This is a genomic window from Flavobacterium hiemivividum (assembly GCF_004349145.1).
In the GTDB taxonomy this organism is placed as follows: Bacteria; Bacteroidota; Bacteroidia; order Flavobacteriales; family Flavobacteriaceae; genus Flavobacterium; species Flavobacterium hiemivividum.
On sequence record NZ_SMFO01000006.1, the window covers coordinates 92158 to 108378 of the forward strand.

General features: G+C 34.8%; 12 protein-coding genes. 3 read left to right on the forward strand and 9 right to left on the reverse strand.

All coding sequences use genetic code 11. From position 1 onward, the window contains the following. Window positions 1–284: 284 nt before the first annotated feature. The 6 genes from ilvC to E0F98_RS09830 form a co-directional block, all read right to left on the reverse strand. Complete coding sequence (ilvC, locus tag E0F98_RS09805; RefSeq protein ID WP_132110943.1) at window positions 285–1754, reverse strand: ketol-acid reductoisomerase; 1470 nt, start codon at window positions 1752–1754, stop codon at window positions 285–287. A gap of 10 nt (window positions 1755–1764) precedes the next feature. Further along, window positions 1765–2292, reverse strand: coding sequence for an acetolactate synthase small subunit (ilvN, locus tag E0F98_RS09810; protein WP_132110944.1), 528 nt, complete (start codon window positions 2290–2292; stop codon window positions 1765–1767). Between the two features lie 4 nt (window positions 2293–2296). Next, window positions 2297–3991 carry a biosynthetic-type acetolactate synthase large subunit gene (ilvB, locus tag E0F98_RS09815; RefSeq protein WP_132110945.1) on the reverse strand — a complete coding sequence of 565 codons (1695 nt, stop codon included), beginning with the start codon at window positions 3989–3991 and terminating at the stop codon, window positions 2297–2299. Between the two features lie 38 nt (window positions 3992–4029). Continuing rightward, window positions 4030–5703, reverse strand: a complete 1674-nt coding sequence (ilvD, locus tag E0F98_RS09820) for a dihydroxy-acid dehydratase (RefSeq protein WP_132110946.1) — start codon at window positions 5701–5703, stop codon at window positions 4030–4032. Window positions 5704–5979: 276 nt separating this feature from the next. Beyond that, window positions 5980–7098: a 3-isopropylmalate dehydrogenase gene (gene leuB / locus E0F98_RS09825; protein ID WP_132110948.1), complete on the reverse strand. Its 1119-nt coding sequence runs from the start codon at window positions 7096–7098 to the stop codon at window positions 5980–5982. A 12-nt stretch (window positions 7099–7110) separates the two neighbouring features. Next, complete coding sequence (locus tag E0F98_RS09830; protein WP_132110950.1) at window positions 7111–8286, reverse strand: 2-isopropylmalate synthase; 1176 nt, start codon at window positions 8284–8286, stop codon at window positions 7111–7113. 154 nt (window positions 8287–8440) lie between these two features. Between E0F98_RS09830 and E0F98_RS09835 the strand changes: the two genes are divergently transcribed. Continuing rightward, the gene (locus E0F98_RS09835) at window positions 8441–9985 is read left to right on the forward strand and encodes a hypothetical protein (protein ID WP_132110952.1); all 1545 of its coding nucleotides are present in this window, start codon (window positions 8441–8443) and stop codon (window positions 9983–9985) included. 79 nt (window positions 9986–10064) lie between these two features. Here the strand turns inward: E0F98_RS09835 and E0F98_RS09840 are convergent, their stop codons facing one another. The 3 genes from E0F98_RS09840 to E0F98_RS09850 all read right to left on the reverse strand — a co-directional run bounded on the left by E0F98_RS09840 (window position 10065) and on the right by E0F98_RS09850 (window position 14513). Further along, the gene (locus E0F98_RS09840; protein ID WP_132110954.1) at window positions 10065–10289 is read right to left on the reverse strand and encodes a hypothetical protein; all 225 of its coding nucleotides are present in this window, start codon (window positions 10287–10289) and stop codon (window positions 10065–10067) included. Window positions 10290–10719: 430 nt separating this feature from the next. Next, window positions 10720–12468: a DUF885 domain-containing protein gene (locus E0F98_RS09845; RefSeq protein ID WP_132110956.1), complete on the reverse strand. Its 1749-nt coding sequence runs from the start codon at window positions 12466–12468 to the stop codon at window positions 10720–10722. A gap of 68 nt (window positions 12469–12536) precedes the next feature. Beyond that, window positions 12537–14513, reverse strand: a complete 1977-nt coding sequence (locus tag E0F98_RS09850; RefSeq protein ID WP_132110958.1) for an alpha-ketoacid dehydrogenase subunit alpha/beta — start codon at window positions 14511–14513, stop codon at window positions 12537–12539. Window positions 14514–14685: 172 nt separating this feature from the next. On the opposite strand from E0F98_RS09850, the gene E0F98_RS09855 reads away from it, so the two are divergent. Beyond that, window positions 14686–15636 (forward strand): isopenicillin N synthase family dioxygenase, encoded by a 951-nt coding sequence (locus E0F98_RS09855; protein WP_132110960.1) that lies wholly within the window; start codon window positions 14686–14688, stop codon window positions 15634–15636. Between the two features lie 161 nt (window positions 15637–15797). Beyond that, on the forward strand, window positions 15798–16127 hold the full coding sequence (locus E0F98_RS09860) for a translation initiation factor (protein WP_132110962.1): 330 nt from the start codon (window positions 15798–15800) through the stop codon (window positions 16125–16127). The last annotated feature ends 94 nt before the right edge of the window (window positions 16128–16221 follow it).

The window sequence follows — 16221 nt, forward strand, 5'->3', positions numbered from 1 at the left end:
AGATAAAACGTATTTGAACTAACAGATTCGTGTTAACCATATTAAAGACTCTAAAGCCTTCTTGTAACCAATCTTCGAATTGAAAATCGGTACAAATTTCACTATGTAAAATAAGGAACTACTTCACTTAATTTTCCCTCGCTAAAACTTAAGTGAATGTAGCACGCTTCCATACCCAATTCAAATGATTAAATACCTTGTTAACTAACTCAAAATACAAAAAGAGATTTGATATGGAGCAAATTACAGCACACCCTCTTGTGTGGCAATTTCCTTATTTTTAATTATCCTATTTTTTTCATCGCTGTCATAGACTCTCTCAACCATTCACCAGTTTCTTCTATTGGATGTTGACGAATGCTTCTATTTACAGCAATAAGTACCGCATTATCTACACCATTTGAAGTAGAAAATGGCTTACCGATGATATTTGTTTCGACAGTTTTCATAAACTCAGTTAATAACGGTTTACAAGCGTGATCAAACAAATAACAACCATATTCTGCAGTGTCAGAAATGATTCTGTTCATTTCATATAGTTTTTTTCTAGCTACTGTATTTGCAATTAAAGGCAATTCATGAAGAGATTCATAATAAGCCGATTCTTCGATGATTCCGCTTTCAGTCATAGTTTCAAAAGCTAATTCTACTCCTGCTTTTACCATTGCAATCATTAAAACTCCGTTGTCAAAATATTCTTGCTCAGAGATTGCATCAGCAGTAGGCGCAGTTTTCTCAAAATTAGTTTCAGCAGTCGCTGCTCTCCAAGTCAACAAATTAACATCATCATTATCCCAGTCAATCATCATGTTTTTTGAAAACTCACCAGAGATGATATCATCCATATGTTTTTGAAATAAAGGACGCATAATGTCTTTTAATTCATCTGCTAATCTATAAGCTTCTACTTTTGAAGGATTGTTCAAACGATCCATCATATTAGTAATTCCACCATGTTTCAAGGCTTCCGTTACTGTTTCCCAACCGTATTGGATTAGTTTAGAAGCATAAGCAGGTTCGATTCCTTTTTCGACCATTTTATCAAAACATAAAATAGATCCTGTTTGCAACATTCCACAAAGGATCGTTTGCTCTCCCATTAAATCCGATTTTACTTCGGCAACAAAAGAAGAGTTTAAAACTCCCGCTTTATGTCCACCTGTAGCAACTGCATAAGCTTTTGCTTGTTCGAAACCTTCATTATTTGGGTCATTCTCAGGGTGAACCGCAATTAGTGTTGGTACACCAAATCCTCTTTTGTACTCTTCACGTACTTCAGATCCTGGACATTTTGGAGCACACATAATGACAGTGATATCTTTACGTATTTGCATTCCTTCTTCTACGATATTGAATCCATGAGAATAAGCTAATGTCGAACCTTTTTTCATTAAAGGCATAATTGCAGTAACTACTGCAGTATGTTGTTTGTCTGGCGTAAGGTTACAAACCAAATCAGCCGTTGGGATTAAGTCTTCATACGTTCCCACTGTAAAACCATTATCGGCAGCGTTCATAAAAGAAGCTCTTTTTTGTGCGATTGCCTCAGCTCTTAGCGCATAAGAGATATCTAAACCTGAGTCTCTCATGTTTAAACCTTGGTTCAAACCTTGAGCTCCACAACCTACAATAACGACTTTTTTTCCTTTTAAAGCTTCGATGCCATTTGTAAATTCTGATTGGTCCATGAACTCACAAACTCCTAATTGTTCTAATTGTAATCTAAGTGGTAATGAATTGAAATAATTTGCCATTGTCTCGTTTTTATTTATTTTTTAGTTCTTCTAATAGTGTTGATATTTCCATTTTCTCTTTGGAAACCGATATTCTTCCTGAACGCACAAACTGCATGATTCCGAAAGGTTTTAATTTGTTGTATAAGTCTTCAATCTCTGAACGTCTTCCTGACTTTGAAATCACAAAAAAGTCTCTTGATACAGTTACAATTTCAGAGTTGCTTTCTTTTATTATATTCTGAATTTGTTTTTCGTCGAATAACAAACCAGATTCGATTTTGAAGATGGCATTTTCCAAAAATATAGTTTCTTCATCGGTGTGATAAAAAGTCTTAATAACTTCAATCTGTTTTTCGATTTGACCAACAATATTATGAACCCATTTTTCTGTAGTGTGCACTACAATCACAAATCGAGAAACATTTTCAATCTCAGATTCTGACACATTTAAACTAAGGATGTTGATGTGGCGTTTTAAGAATATACCCGATATTCTATTTAATAGACCAACGTTATTTTCTGAGTAAACAGAAATCGTGAATGTTTGATTTTCCATAATATTAACTTAATCTGATATCAGAAACAGAAGCTCCTGTTGGAATCATTGGGAATACATTGTTTTCTTTTTCTACCATAACCTCAAGGAAATAAGACTCTTTTGAAGCCATCATTTCAGCAACAGCAGCATCTAAATCTTCTCTTTTAGTTACCTTCTTAGCTTTGATATAATAGCCTTCGGCAATTGCAACAAAATTAGGATTGATCATTTCAGTTGAAGCATAGCGCTTGTCGAAAAACAATTGTTGCCATTGGCGAACCATTCCTAAAAATTCATTGTTTAGTATTACAATTTTAACTGGGACTTTCGTCTGAAAAATAGTTCCTAACTCCTGAATTGTCATCTGGAATCCACCATCACCAATAATTGCTACAACTTCTCTGTCTGGCATTCCCATCTTAGCTCCGATTGCTGCTGGTAAAGCAAATCCCATAGTTCCTAATCCTCCAGAAGTAACATTACTTTTAGTCTGGTTAAATTTAGAGTAACGGCAGGTAAACATCTGGTGTTGCCCCACATCCGAAACCATAATTGCATCTCCTTTTGAGTGCTTATTGATCATTTCAATCGTCTCACCCATAGAAATACCTTCTTTCTTAGGTTTCAACTCCTCGTTGATTACTGCTTCTAGCTCAACTTTGTATAACTCTTTGAATTCATTATGCCAAGACTCATGCGTTTTACTTTCGATAAAAGGAAGTAAAGCAGTTAGTGATTCTTTAACATCTGCTAAAACAGCCACATCTGTTTTTACATTTTTATCTACTTCCGCAGGATCAATTTCGAAGTGAACTACTTTGGCTTGTTTTGCATAAGTAGCTAAATTTCCAGTCACACGATCATCAAAACGCATTCCTAAGGCGATCAAAACATCGCATTCATTGGTTAATACATTTGGACCGTAGTTTCCATGCATTCCTAACATACCCACATTTAAAGGATGTTCAGTAGGCAAAGCGGAAAGACCTAAAATCGTCCAAGCTGCCGGTATACCTGATTTCTCAACGAAAGCTTTTAGCTGAGCTTCAGCTTCTCCTAAAATAATTCCTTGACCAAAAACAATAAATGGCTTTTTAGCATTATTGATTAATTCCGCTGCTTCCTTTACTTTTTCAATGTTTAAAGTTGGCTTTGGATTATAACTTCGAATACTGGTGCACTTTTTATAGCTGAAATCGAGTTCATCAAATTGCGCATTTTTAGTTATATCTACTAAAACTGGTCCCGGACGTCCTGATCTGGCAATGTAAAAAGCCTTTGCCATAATTTCTGGAATCTCAGAAGCTTCGGTAATTTGGTAATTCCATTTGGTCACCGGAGTTGAAATCCCGATGATATCTGTTTCTTGAAATGCATCCGAACCTAGTAAATGTTTACCAACTTGACCTGTAATACAAACCATAGGAGTGGAATCAATTTGCGCATCGGCAATTCCAGTCACTAAGTTTGTCGCTCCAGGACCTGAAGTTGCGATCGCCACCCCAACTTTTCCAGTTGCTCTTGCAAATCCTTGTGCTGCATGTGTAGCACCTTGTTCGTGGCGAACTAAAACATGGTGCAATTGGTCTTTGAATTTATACAATTCATCGTAAACTGGCATGATTGCTCCACCTGGATACCCGTAAACCAAGTCTACTCCTTCTTCTAATAAGCATCTAATAATGGCTTCGGCGCCTGATATTTTATTTGTTCCCATCGGTATTTATTTATTCGAAAGCGCAAACGCTCTAGGCTTTAGTTATCAGTTACACAACCTGTAGAGGCACTCGAAACTGATCTTATATATTTTAGTAATACTCCTTTTTTTACTTTTAAATCAGGTTGTACCCAATTTGCTTTTCTCGATGCAAACTCTTGATCTGAAATTTTCAGGTTTATCGTGTTTTTTATTGCGTCGATGGTAATTATATCTCCATTCTTGACGAGTGCAATTCCGCCTCCATCAAATGCTTCTGGCGTAACGTGACCTACAACAAAACCATGTGATCCTCCAGAAAAACGACCATCTGTAATTAAAGCGACGCTTTTTCCAAGTCCGGCACCCATAATGGCCGATGTTGGTTTTAACATTTCTGGCATTCCAGGTCCTCCTTTTGGTCCGCAGTATCTAATGACGACTACATTTCCTGGTTTAACGTCACCATTACGAACACCTGTTATCACATCATGCTCATTTTCAAATACAATAGCGTCTCCTTCAAAGTACTCTCCTTCGTTTCCGCTTATTTTTGCAACACAACCTTCTTCTGCAAGGTTTCCGTATAAAATCTGAATGTTTCCTGTAGATTTTAACGCTTTTTGAATTTCGTGAATCACTTCTTGACCATCGTTTAAATCTGGAACTGCAGCTAAGTTTTCAGCTAATGTTTTCCCAGTTACAGTTAAACAATCTCCATGCAACAATCCTTGTTTCAATAGATATTTCATTACTGCAGGAACTCCTCCAGCTTCATGTAAATCTTCCATTAGGTATTTACCGCTTGGTTTTAAATCAGCAAGTAAAGGTGTTTTGTCACTAATATCTTGGAAATCTTTAAGTGTGATTTCGACATCAACCGAATGTGCCATAGCGATTAAGTGCATCACAGCATTTGTAGAACCACCTAAAACAGCCACCATAGTAATCGCATTTTCAAATGCTTTACGCGTCATGATGTCTCTTGGTTTGATATCTTTTTCTAATAAGATTCTTATCGCTTTTCCAGCATCAATACACTCTTGCTTCTTTTCTTCGCTTAAAGCGGGATTAGAAGAGCTATAAGGCAAACTCATTCCTAAAGCTTCAATAGCCGAAGACATGGTATTTGCCGTGTACATTCCTCCGCAAGCTCCTGCTCCAGGACAAGCGTTTTGAATTACTCCTTTGAAATCTTCTGGAGCAATTGTATTGCTGAATTTTTTTCCCAAAGCCTCAAATGCGGAAACAATATTCAATGATTCCCCCTTCCATTTACCAGAATGGATGGAACCACCATATACCATAATAGAAGGGCGATTTACTCTACCCATAGCAATTACAGAACCCGGCATGTTTTTATCGCAACCTGGAATCGCGATCAAACCATCATACCACTGCGCTCCCATTACTGTTTCGATAGAATCTGCAATAACATCTCTTGAAACTAAAGAAAAACGCATTCCGTCAGTACCATTAGAAATACCGTCACTTACACCAATAGTATTAAAAATAAGTCCAACTAAATTTTCTTTCCAGACCCCTTTTTTAACGTCTTTAGCCAAATCATTTAGGTGCATGTTACAGGTATTTCCTTCGTAACCCATGCTTACAATTCCAACTTGTGCTTTCTTTAAATCTTCTTCAGTTAGACCAATTCCGTACAACATCGCTTGCGCTGCAGGTTGCGTTTCATCTTGAGTTATGGTCTTGCTATATTTATTTAATTCCATTTATGATATATTTTTGTAACTTTAATTTTATTCCAAAAAAAAACTCCCAATTTCTTGGGAGCTTTTATAATATTATCTTTCAATTATATTAATATCCTTCCCTATGCAGTTGTTGAATCAACAATGACATTAATGACAGATACTATAATAATTGAATTTTTCATTTTCTTTTTTTGATACTGCAAAAGTATAAAAACCTTTAGTTCTAAAAAAATTTAAATTCAATATTTTATCAGTTTTTCTGTTATTAATTGCAACTATTTAACATTTATACCGTTAAACAATTGTTGACTGACCTATTTGTACATTATCGTTATTAAAATACAGTAAATCGTCTTTATTGAAAATAAAATTAGAAATAAACTCTCCGATTTCATTTGTTCCAAATTTAGAATCCGCATTCAAATCAGTTGTTAAAACGCCATAACCTATAGCAATTTCGACACCTTCATATATTTTTTTAGCTTCTTCATGAAGACCAAAATGCTCTAGCAACATCGCTGCAGATAATATGGAAGCGATTGGGTTTGCAGTGTTTTTCCCTTTAGCTTGCGGATTATATCCGTGTATTGGTTCAAATAAAGCATTAGTAGTTCCTAATGAAGCTGAGGCTAATAATCCAATAGAACCAGTTATTACACTAGCTTCATCTGATAAAATATCTCCAAATAAGTTCTCTGTCAAAATAACATCAAACTGTCGTGGATTAAGAATAATTTGCATCGCGGCATTATCTACATACAAGAAATCTAAGGCTACATCCGGATAATTTTCGCTAACCGTTTTCACGACTCTTCTCCATAAACGGGAAGTTTCAAGAACATTAGATTTATCAATCAAAGTCAATTTTTTTCTTCTGTTTTGAGCCGACTTAAAAGCCAAGTGAGCAATTCTCGCAATTTCTACTTCTGAATACTCACATAAATCAGAAGCTATAGTTCCTGAATCATTTAATTTTTTCTCTCCAAAATAAGAACCACCAGTCAATTCTCTAAAAATCACAATGTCAGTTCCTTCAATAATTTCTTTTTTCAAAGGAGAAGAATCTAATAAAGCTGTATATGGTTTTATGGGTCTAATGTTAGCAAAAAGACCTAATTCTTTTCTCAATCTTAATAAACCCTGCTCAGGACGCACTTTTGCATCTGGATTATTATCGTATTTTGGATCGCCGATAGCACCAAACAAAACCGCATCTGTATTAAGACAAAGGTTTAATGTTTGCTCAGGAAGTGCGCTTCCCGTTTTATCTATAGCAATAGCTCCAATGAATGCATCTTCAAAAACAATTTCATGCTCGTACACAGTACCGATAGCGTGTAATACTTTTTTCGCCTGTAAGATCACCTCAGGACCTATACCGTCTCCGGATAATACTGCTATTTTTAAATTCATGGCGTTCGGTTATTAATTTCTTATTAAATCACTTTCTATTTTACAAACCTCGATGATTTGATGTATATCATCATCAAGCACTTCTTTTTTTACATCAGCAAATCTCAAAAACTCAATGTAAACTATATCTAATTGCACTTTTGTAAGTTCGTATCCCACTTTCTTAGCTCTGTAAGCTAATGCTGCTCTACCACTTCTAGCAGTAAGAACTATTGAAGATTCATTAACACCAACATCTAATGGATCCATTATCTCATAAGTAGCTCTATTTTTAATAACTCCATCCTGGTGAATTCCTGAACTGTGAGCAAACGCATTGGCTCCAACAATTGCTTTATTAGGTTGTACAATCATTCCCATACTTTCAGAAACCAAACGACTCATTTCATTCAATTGCTTGGTGTCAATATCTGTATATAAATTCAGGTAAGGATGTTGTTTGAAAATCATAACCACCTCTTCAAGTGCAGTATTTCCAGCTCTTTCTCCTATTCCGTTAATTGTACATTCAATTTGTCTGGCTCCGTTTATCGCACCAGAAACAGAATTAGCAGTCGCCATTCCTAAATCATTATGACAATGACAGGAAAGAATAACATTTTCTATCCCTTTTACGTTTTCACGTAAATATTTAATTTTCGCACCATATTCTTCCGGCAAACAATATCCAGTTGTATCTGGTATATTTAATACAGTAGCCCCAGACTTTATTGCTTCTTCACAAACTCTCGCTAAAAAATCGTTATCAGTTCTTCCAGCATCTTCAGCATAAAACTCTACATCTTCTACATAAGATTTAGCATGAGAAACTGCAAATTTTGCTCGAGCAATAATATCTTCTCTTGTTGTATTTAATTTATGAACAATATGTGACTCCGAAGTACCAATTCCTGTATGAATACGAGGTCTTTTGGCATGTTTTAAAGCAGCTGCGGCAACGTCAATATCATTTTTTACAGCTCTTGTTAAACCACAAACAGTAGCGTTTTTTACAATCTTACTAATTTCTGAAACAGACAAAAAATCACCAGGGCTTGAAACAGGAAATCCAGCTTCAATTATATCAACACCCATTTCATCCAATCGATTTGCTATAACGAGTTTTTGTTTGGTATCTAATTTGCATCCAGGAACCTGTTCTCCATCTCTTAAAGTAGTATCAAATATTTGGACTTTCTCTCTATTCATTTTCATTTATTTAATGTAATTTCACATCTCGATAACAAAGTTAGATTTCATTGGAGCGAAATAAAACTCCATTTAATGAAATATACTGTTTATAAAGCCAGTAAAAACTTTGTAAACTACTGAAGAATATACAATTAAGCTCCAATTTTATACAATGGCTAACCATCAAAAAGATTTTTTATTCGTATTAATTAAATCATTATCAAAGTCGGAAAAACGACAATTTAAGATTTTTGCAAGCCGACTTGAGGCAAGTTCGAATACAAAATTTATAGAATTATTTAATATCTTAGACAAATCTGAAGCCTATGATGAGAAACTTATTTTAAAGAGTGGAATCATCAAAAAAGTACAACTATCGAATCTAAAATCGTATTTATACAAACAAATCCTAGTGAGTATTCGATTGAATATTCCAAGTCAAAATGTTCGTTATCAACTAAGAGAACAAATTGATTTTGCAACAATTTTGTATAATAAAGGCTTGTACAAACAGAGTTTGAAAATTTTAGACAAGACAAAGATTAACGCATTAGAAAACGACGAAAAATATATCGCTTTTGAAATTGTAGAATTCGAAAAATTAATTGAATCACAATACATCACCCGAAGTATTCAAGGACGTGCAGATGAATTAGTAATTCAGGCCAAGGAATTAAACTATCGTAATACCATTTCAAGTAAATTATCTAATTTGTCACTGCAACTTTACGGCATAATGCTAAAAACTGGCTATGTAAAAAGTGACGAAGACCAGCAGTATATCGACACTTATTTCCATAAGCATATTGCTAAATTTGATGAAAATAAATTTGGTTTTCGAGAGAAATATTGGTTTTACAATGCAAACCTATGGCATAGTTTTTTAGTCCAGGACTTTTTAGGGAGTTACAAATATGCCTACAAATGGGTTACGCTGTTTTATGATAATCCAAACATGATTTATTTGAATCCGGTATTTTTCATAAAAGGAAATCACTATTTGCTGGAGTCCTTATTTATGTTGAAGTACAAATCTAAATTTAAAAAATACCTACTCAAACTAGAGGAGACGATTCAAGACCAACGTTTTCCAGTTAATGATAATATAGCATCATTGTCTTTCCTTTACTTGTACAACAATAAATTAAACTACCACATAATGGATGGTACATTCGAAGAAAGTGAGTATTTAATTCCAGAAGTGTTAGAGAAGATTAAAGTACATAGCGAACATCTTGACGAACATCACGAAATGATGTTTTACTATAAAATTGCGTGCATCTATTTTGGAACTGAAAAGTATGCCGAATCAATTCACTATTTAGAGAAGATAATAAACAATAAAAACCTCATCATGCGTGAGGATTTAATGTGTTTTGCCCGCCTGTTATATCTAATAGTGCATTACGAAATGGGGAAAGATTTTAATTTAGAGTCCCAACTAAAAAGCACCTACAAATTTTTATTGAAAATGAATGACATGCATGAAGTGCAGAAAGAAATCATTCGATTCATGAAAAACTTAAATTCGCTTTATCCAAGTGATATTAAAAAGGAATTTGTAAAAATGAGAGCGCGCTTTATTGAATTAGAGAAAAATACTTATGAGAAAAGAGCTTTTAATTACTTAGATATTATTTCTTGGTTAGAAAGTAAAATTGAAAATAGAAAAATTGCTGATATTATTCGAGAAAAAGCAAAACTAAGTAACCGCTAAAAATAAAAAGGAATAGCGGAGATTTACAGTTAAAAAAGAGTCCGCCTAAATTAATTTTAAGCGGACTCGTTTTTTATGATTATTTAAATTCTTTTCGTGCCCTAATAATGTCTTCAAAAGAGCTGCACTTTACGAATTCTTGTTCGCCATCTATCGTAAATGGTAAATAGATAAATTCCACTTCAGATAAGTCTTCCTTTAAATAAAAAGCCATATCATCCAATTTATAAAACCATTCTTTATCAAATTGCACTTTATTTATAGTGGCGTCTTTCAGTATTAATTTTTCATTTAAAGGCTTCATTCTTGGAATAAAATATAAGGTTGTATTTTTTTTTACAAAACTACGTTATGATAGCCTAGTTCCCAAATTATCGTAAAATGAACTTACACATTCGTCCTAACAAAGGAATCGTTTCTATAAATGCGACAATTACGATATTTTTTTTCAAACTAACATTGTTGCAGTGTCTTAGTCTTTCAAAATTAAAAGTTTTTGTTTCAACATTCTACTGCAAAAGTAATTACTACGTTTTAATAGTTTAATTTTGATAGGAACAGAAATACTAATTAAAAAACTTAAACCATGAACGGATTTTTCAAGACAATAATAGCAGGTTACGGAGCAAAAAAACTAGGTGGTGGATGCATAGGAACCATTATCTTGTTTATAATAATCTATTGGATATTAGGAATGTTTTAGCATAGTAAAAACAACTAAATGCTGAATCGATTTACTTTTTTATCTCTTTCAGCATTAGTTCTTTGATGTATTTTACAGGAGCACTTCCGTAGCTCAAAAATTTCTCATGAAATTGTTTGAGGTTAAAAGTAGCTCCTTGCTCCTTTTTGAGCATTTCTCTAAAATCATAAATTTCAGTGTAGCCTGTAAAATAAGAACTAAGTTGAACCTGTGATAAATTCACACGACTCCATTTCCCTTCAGCCTCTGCTTGCTGCTGAAAAGCTTCATTTATCAATAAATACATAGCTTCATCCTTAGTCATGTTTTTTGTGTGAACGCTATAATCTAAAATAGCATTGCAAGTCGTTCTTAGATTCCACTTATAATACATCAACCACATTTCGGCTGAGTTTTTGTATCCGCTTTCTAACATCATTCTTTCGGTATAAACCGCCCAACCTTCTACCATCGCTCCATTTCCAAAAATTGCTTTAATGAGACTTGGAGATTGATTGCTATAGACTAGTTGCGTATAATGTCCTGGAATTGCCTCATGAATATTTAGAATTTGTAAAATATAATCATTGTATTCTCTTAAGTAGCTCTCTGATTTCTCTGCACTCCAACCAGACATACTCCCTACATTATAATATGTATTGGCATTTTTATCATAAGGTCCCGGTGCCGAAATAGATGCTCCTGCAACACCAGCCATGTAAGCTGGTTCTTTGCGCACAACCAATGGTTTTGAAGGATCGATATAAAGTAAATCTTTTTCTTTTACATAGGCCTCGAGCTCAGGAATTTGTTTCTCTATCTCCGATTGGAATTTAGCTGGCGTCGTATGCTGAAGCGAAATCTTATCGATTACCATTTTGATAAGTTGTAATTTATCCGCTGGCTTAGGCGTTGATTTCATATATTTTGGCCACAAAGTGTCGGCCAAAGCAAACATTTTTCCGTGCAAATCTTTTTTATGATCCACTGCCTTTTTAAAAATAGTATCAGCACTATAGCTGGACTGAATATCCAAATCAAATTTTTCAGCGTATAATTTACTGCCTAATCGAAAAGAACGTGGTGTTTTATTGTCTAAATCCTTCAACCAATTCGTATAAACAATAATTGCATTCACGGCTGTTTTTGCTTTTCCTCTAATTTCTTTTTTCTCAGCATTAGATAGTTTACTTTTTGCCAAAGCAGCAATCAAATCTTTTTCAAATACAGAAATTCCTCCTAAATTCTGCGAAATCGCAAGTGCAGTATGCTCTAAAGTGGGATTTTTAATGTTTGCTTTTGCTGCTTCGTAATAAGCCGGAATTGCATTCATTTTAATATTGAAGTTATGCAAACGAACATCTAAATCATCATATTTCCCATTTAAGATTTCAGCAAAAGCACCACTTACATTATATTCTGCCGGATTCCATTCGTAAGATCTTAGTTTGTTGATATAGAATATGGAGCTTTTTAATTGATTTTGTATCATATAGAAATCAATAATATTATTATCCGAAAGATTTTTCAAAGGATAATTTTGAAGAGAATCCAGGTGCGCGTGAGCAAAATCCAACTGTCTTTTTCTATACACGGAGTCCGAAACCACCAAAACACTATCCAGCTTATGATATCCTTGATTAGCAGCCCAATATGGATACAATTCCCATAGAGAAGTAACAAAGTTTTCTTTGTAATTTTCGAAGTTCTTATTTAGATCTTTTGGAGTTACAGCTTCCTCTTTTTTCTGACAAGAAAAAAGTAAAACAAGGAACAAAATGGAGACGATAGATTTTTTCATTGGTATTTTTTAAGATTTTAAAGATAAAAAAAAATGCTATTCAATGAACAGCATTTTAAAATCGATAACTAAAACTCTAAAAGCTCCAATAAATCTTTTTCGAATCGGCCTTTCGGCAAATATTGATCTTCGAGTGCTTTTGTAAACGGAATCGGCGTGTCTAAACTAGCTACCCTTTTTACTGGTGCATCCAAATACTTAAAACATTCCTCCATAATCATCGCTGAGATATCACTGGCAACTCCACCAAACATGGAGTCTTCCTGATATATAATTACTTTTCCAGTTTTCTTTACAGAAGCAAAAATAGCTTCGGTATCTAAAGGTTGAAGTGTTCTTAAATCGAGTACCTCTGCTGAAATTGTTGGGTTTTTATCCAAAGTTTCTAATGCCCAATGCACGGCTGCTCCAAAAGCAATAATCGTCACCTCATTTCCTTCTTTCAATAAAGCCGCTTTACCTATTGGTAAGGTGTAATATTCTTTTGGCACCTCTTGATACACGCTACGATATAATTGTTTATGCTCAAAAAATAATACTGGATTTGGGTCATTAATAGAAGCATTTAACAATCCTTTTACATCATAAGGAAATGCTGGATAAACCACTTTTAAACCAGGAGTTTTAGTAAACCAAGCTTCGTTAGTCTGAGAATGAAAAGGTCCAGCTTGAGTTCCGCCACCGCAAGGCATTCGAACCACAACATCAGCATTTTCTAACCAGCGATAATGTGACTTGGCTAATAAGTTCACAATCGGGTTGAAACCTGTCGAGACAAAATCAGCAAATTGCATTTCGACAATTGCCTTATATCCATTGATTGACAATCCCATTCCCGCAGACACTACAGCACTCTCGCAGATGGGAGTATTGATCACTCTCTCTTTACCAAATTGCGTCACAAATCCATCGGTGATTTTAAAGGCACCACCGTATTCAGCAACATCCTGACCCATGATAACTAAATTATCATGACGTTCCATCGACTGTTTTAAACTATTAGAAATCGCATCAATAAATCTTATTTTTTCTGTATCTGCAGAAGGACTGATTAACTCAGCATTGTAAGGTTTGTATATATCATTTAATTCGCCCTCTAATGTTGCTTCAATTTCTGGTTCTGCATTGGCAATAGCCAGACTATCATCAATATCTTTTTTGATCTCGCTTCTTAGCGAATCATCAAAACCATCAGTTAGTATTCCGTTTTCTTTCAAAAAGCTACGGTAATTTTCTACAGGATCTTTCAATGACCATAAATCCATCAATTCTTGCGGAACATATTTAGTACCGCTCGCCTCTTCATGGCCACGCATTCTGAAGGTTTTGAACTCCAATAGAACTGGACGTGGTTTTTCAATCATCGAAATTTTCAATTCTGACAATAAATTATATACCTCTAGAATGTTATTTCCATCAATAATATGACTTTCCATTCCGTACCCTTTTCCTTTGTCAGCGAGGTTTTCACAACGGTATTGCTCGTTTGTAGGTGTCGAAAGACCGTAACCATTATTCTCTATGACGAACATTACAGGCAATTCCCATACAGAAGCGATATTCAAAGACTCGTGAAAATCACCTTCAGAGGTAGCGCCTTCGCCGGTAAAAACTGCTGTAATTTTTCCATTTTTCTTTAGTTTGTTGGCTAATGCGATTCCGTCAGCAACTCCTAATTGTGGGCCAAGATGTGAAATCATCCCAATGATTTTATATTCTTGGGTACCAAAATGAAAACTTCTGTCGCGTCCTTTGGTAAAACCATTAGCTTTTCCCTGCCACTGCGAGAACAAGCGGTACAAGGGAATATCGCGTCCGGTAAACACTCCCAAATTTCTATGCATCGGCAAAATGTATTCATCATTGTCCAAAACCGCCGTTACTCCCGCAGAAATGGCTTCTTGGCCAATTCCTGAAAACCACTTGGATACCTTTCCTTGCCTAATCAGGATTAGCATTTTCTCTTCGATAAGCCGTGGCTTAAGTATTCTTTTATATAAATCTAATAAGGTATCGTCAGTAAGGTTTTTTCTGTCAAAGTTCATTTGGTTGGTTTTAATACATAATCCAAAGATAAAAAAATATAACAGTTTTGGATAATTTTGTTATATTTTTTCATATTGTTTGTATCATTTAAAATTCTAGTATAAAATTATTTAATACATTTGTATTTGCAGGCCTTTAAGGCCTTGTAAGTTATTAAAAAATAAGTATACTATGCAAAACATTCCTAGTGTTGACTTGCGTGATTTCCTTTCGGACGACCCGAAACGTAAACAAAAATTTGTAAATGAAATCGGAAGTGCATTTGAAGACATTGGCTTCGTAGCACTAAAAGGTCACTTTTTAGATGATCAATTGGTAGAAGAGTTGTACGGTGAAATTAGAAATTTCTTCGCATTACCCGTAGAAACAAAACGCAGCTATGAGATTCCAGGTATTGGAGGGCAAAGAGGTTATGTTTCTTTTGGAACAGAGCATGCCAAAGGTAGAAAAGAAGGGGATTTAAAAGAATTTTGGCATTTCGGTCAGTACGTGAGCGAAAATTCAAAATATGCTTCTGAATATCCTGAAAATGTAGAGGTTAAAGAACTTCCTCGTTTTAATGCGGTAGGGAAAGAAGCCTACCAAATGCTTGAGAAAACTGGGGTATATGTGTTAAGAGCTTTAGCCCTACGTTTAGGTTTAGATGAATTTTACTTTGACAATTATGCCAAGGACGGAAATTCGATTTTAAGACCTATCCATTATCCACCTATCACCTCAGAACCAGAAAACGCACTTCGTGCTGCTGCTCACGGAGATATTAACTTGATCACTCTTTTAATGGGAGCTCAAGGAAAAGGATTACAGGTTCAAAACCACAACGGAGAATGGATTGACGCCATTGCTGAGCCGGATGAATTAGTAATAAACGTGGGAGACATGTTATCGCGTCACACTAACAATAAATTGAAATCTACAATTCATCAAGTGGTTAATCCGCCGAGAGAATTGTGGGGAACTTCAAGATATTCAGTTCCGTTTTTTATGCACCCTGTAAGTGATATGCCATTAAATTGTTTAGAAAACTGTATTGATGCAGAAAATCCGAAACAGTTTGAAGATATTACCGCTGGTGATTATTTATACGAACGTTTAGTAGATTTAGGACTAATTAAAAAATAATCTTTAAATTCATCCTATCTGTAAAAAGACATTAGGTGTATGCTTAATGTCTTTTTCCTTTTTTATCATTTAAAAATTATGGTTTAATGACAAAAGGTTAACGAACATAAAATGCAATTTAGAAGACTCCGGTCAATCAGCATTCATCAAATAAATACAACATGGACTTACAAGACCAATTAAAAAATCTATTTCCAGATCACGAACCAGCTCCAGAAGAAGCTAAGGTGGAAGTTGCACATGAATTATATGTTCAAAAAGAACCTATGATTTGCAAATTCGAAAAAAGAAAAGGAAAAGCCACTACTATAATTGAAGGCTACGAAGGTACTGACGAAGATTTTAAGATTCTTGCAAAAGAAATTAAAACCAAGTTAAGCGTTGGCGGAACTTTCAAAGACGACTCTATAATCATTCAAGGTGATTACCGCGATAAAATTATGGAAATATTGAAAGCTAAAGGATTTAAGGTGAAACGCGTAGGCGGATAATCCCCTCCCAACCTCCCCTAAGAGGAGGAGCCAAAGCAGTATAAATAAAACTACTAACTAAAGTCGGCACTGACTCCCTCTCCTTTGGAGAGGG

What these genes read in the sequence shown, in the direction of transcription:
- ilvC (WP_132110943.1), bottom strand. Translation starts at nt 1,754, where the DNA reads ATGGCAAATTATTTCAATTCATTACCACTTAGATTACAATTAGAACAA.
- ilvN (WP_132110944.1), bottom strand. Translation starts at nt 2,292, where the DNA reads ATGGAAAATCAAACATTCACGATTTCTGTTTACTCAGAAAATAACGTT.
- ilvB (WP_132110945.1), bottom strand. Translation starts at nt 3,991, where the DNA reads ATGGGAACAAATAAAATATCAGGCGCCGAAGCCATTATTAGATGCTTA.
- ilvD (WP_132110946.1), bottom strand. Translation starts at nt 5,703, where the DNA reads ATGGAATTAAATAAATATAGCAAGACCATAACTCAAGATGAAACGCAA.
- leuB (WP_132110948.1), bottom strand. Translation starts at nt 7,098, where the DNA reads ATGAATTTAAAAATAGCAGTATTATCCGGAGACGGTATAGGTCCTGAG.
- E0F98_RS09830 (WP_132110950.1), bottom strand. Translation starts at nt 8,286, where the DNA reads ATGAATAGAGAGAAAGTCCAAATATTTGATACTACTTTAAGAGATGGA.
- E0F98_RS09835 (WP_132110952.1), top strand. Translation starts at nt 8,441, where the DNA reads ATGGCTAACCATCAAAAAGATTTTTTATTCGTATTAATTAAATCATTA.
- E0F98_RS09840 (WP_132110954.1), bottom strand. Translation starts at nt 10,289, where the DNA reads ATGAAGCCTTTAAATGAAAAATTAATACTGAAAGACGCCACTATAAAT.
- E0F98_RS09845 (WP_132110956.1), bottom strand. Translation starts at nt 12,468, where the DNA reads ATGAAAAAATCTATCGTCTCCATTTTGTTCCTTGTTTTACTTTTTTCT.
- E0F98_RS09850 (WP_132110958.1), bottom strand. Translation starts at nt 14,513, where the DNA reads ATGAACTTTGACAGAAAAAACCTTACTGACGATACCTTATTAGATTTA.
- E0F98_RS09855 (WP_132110960.1), top strand. Translation starts at nt 14,686, where the DNA reads ATGCAAAACATTCCTAGTGTTGACTTGCGTGATTTCCTTTCGGACGAC.
- E0F98_RS09860 (WP_132110962.1), top strand. Translation starts at nt 15,798, where the DNA reads ATGGACTTACAAGACCAATTAAAAAATCTATTTCCAGATCACGAACCA.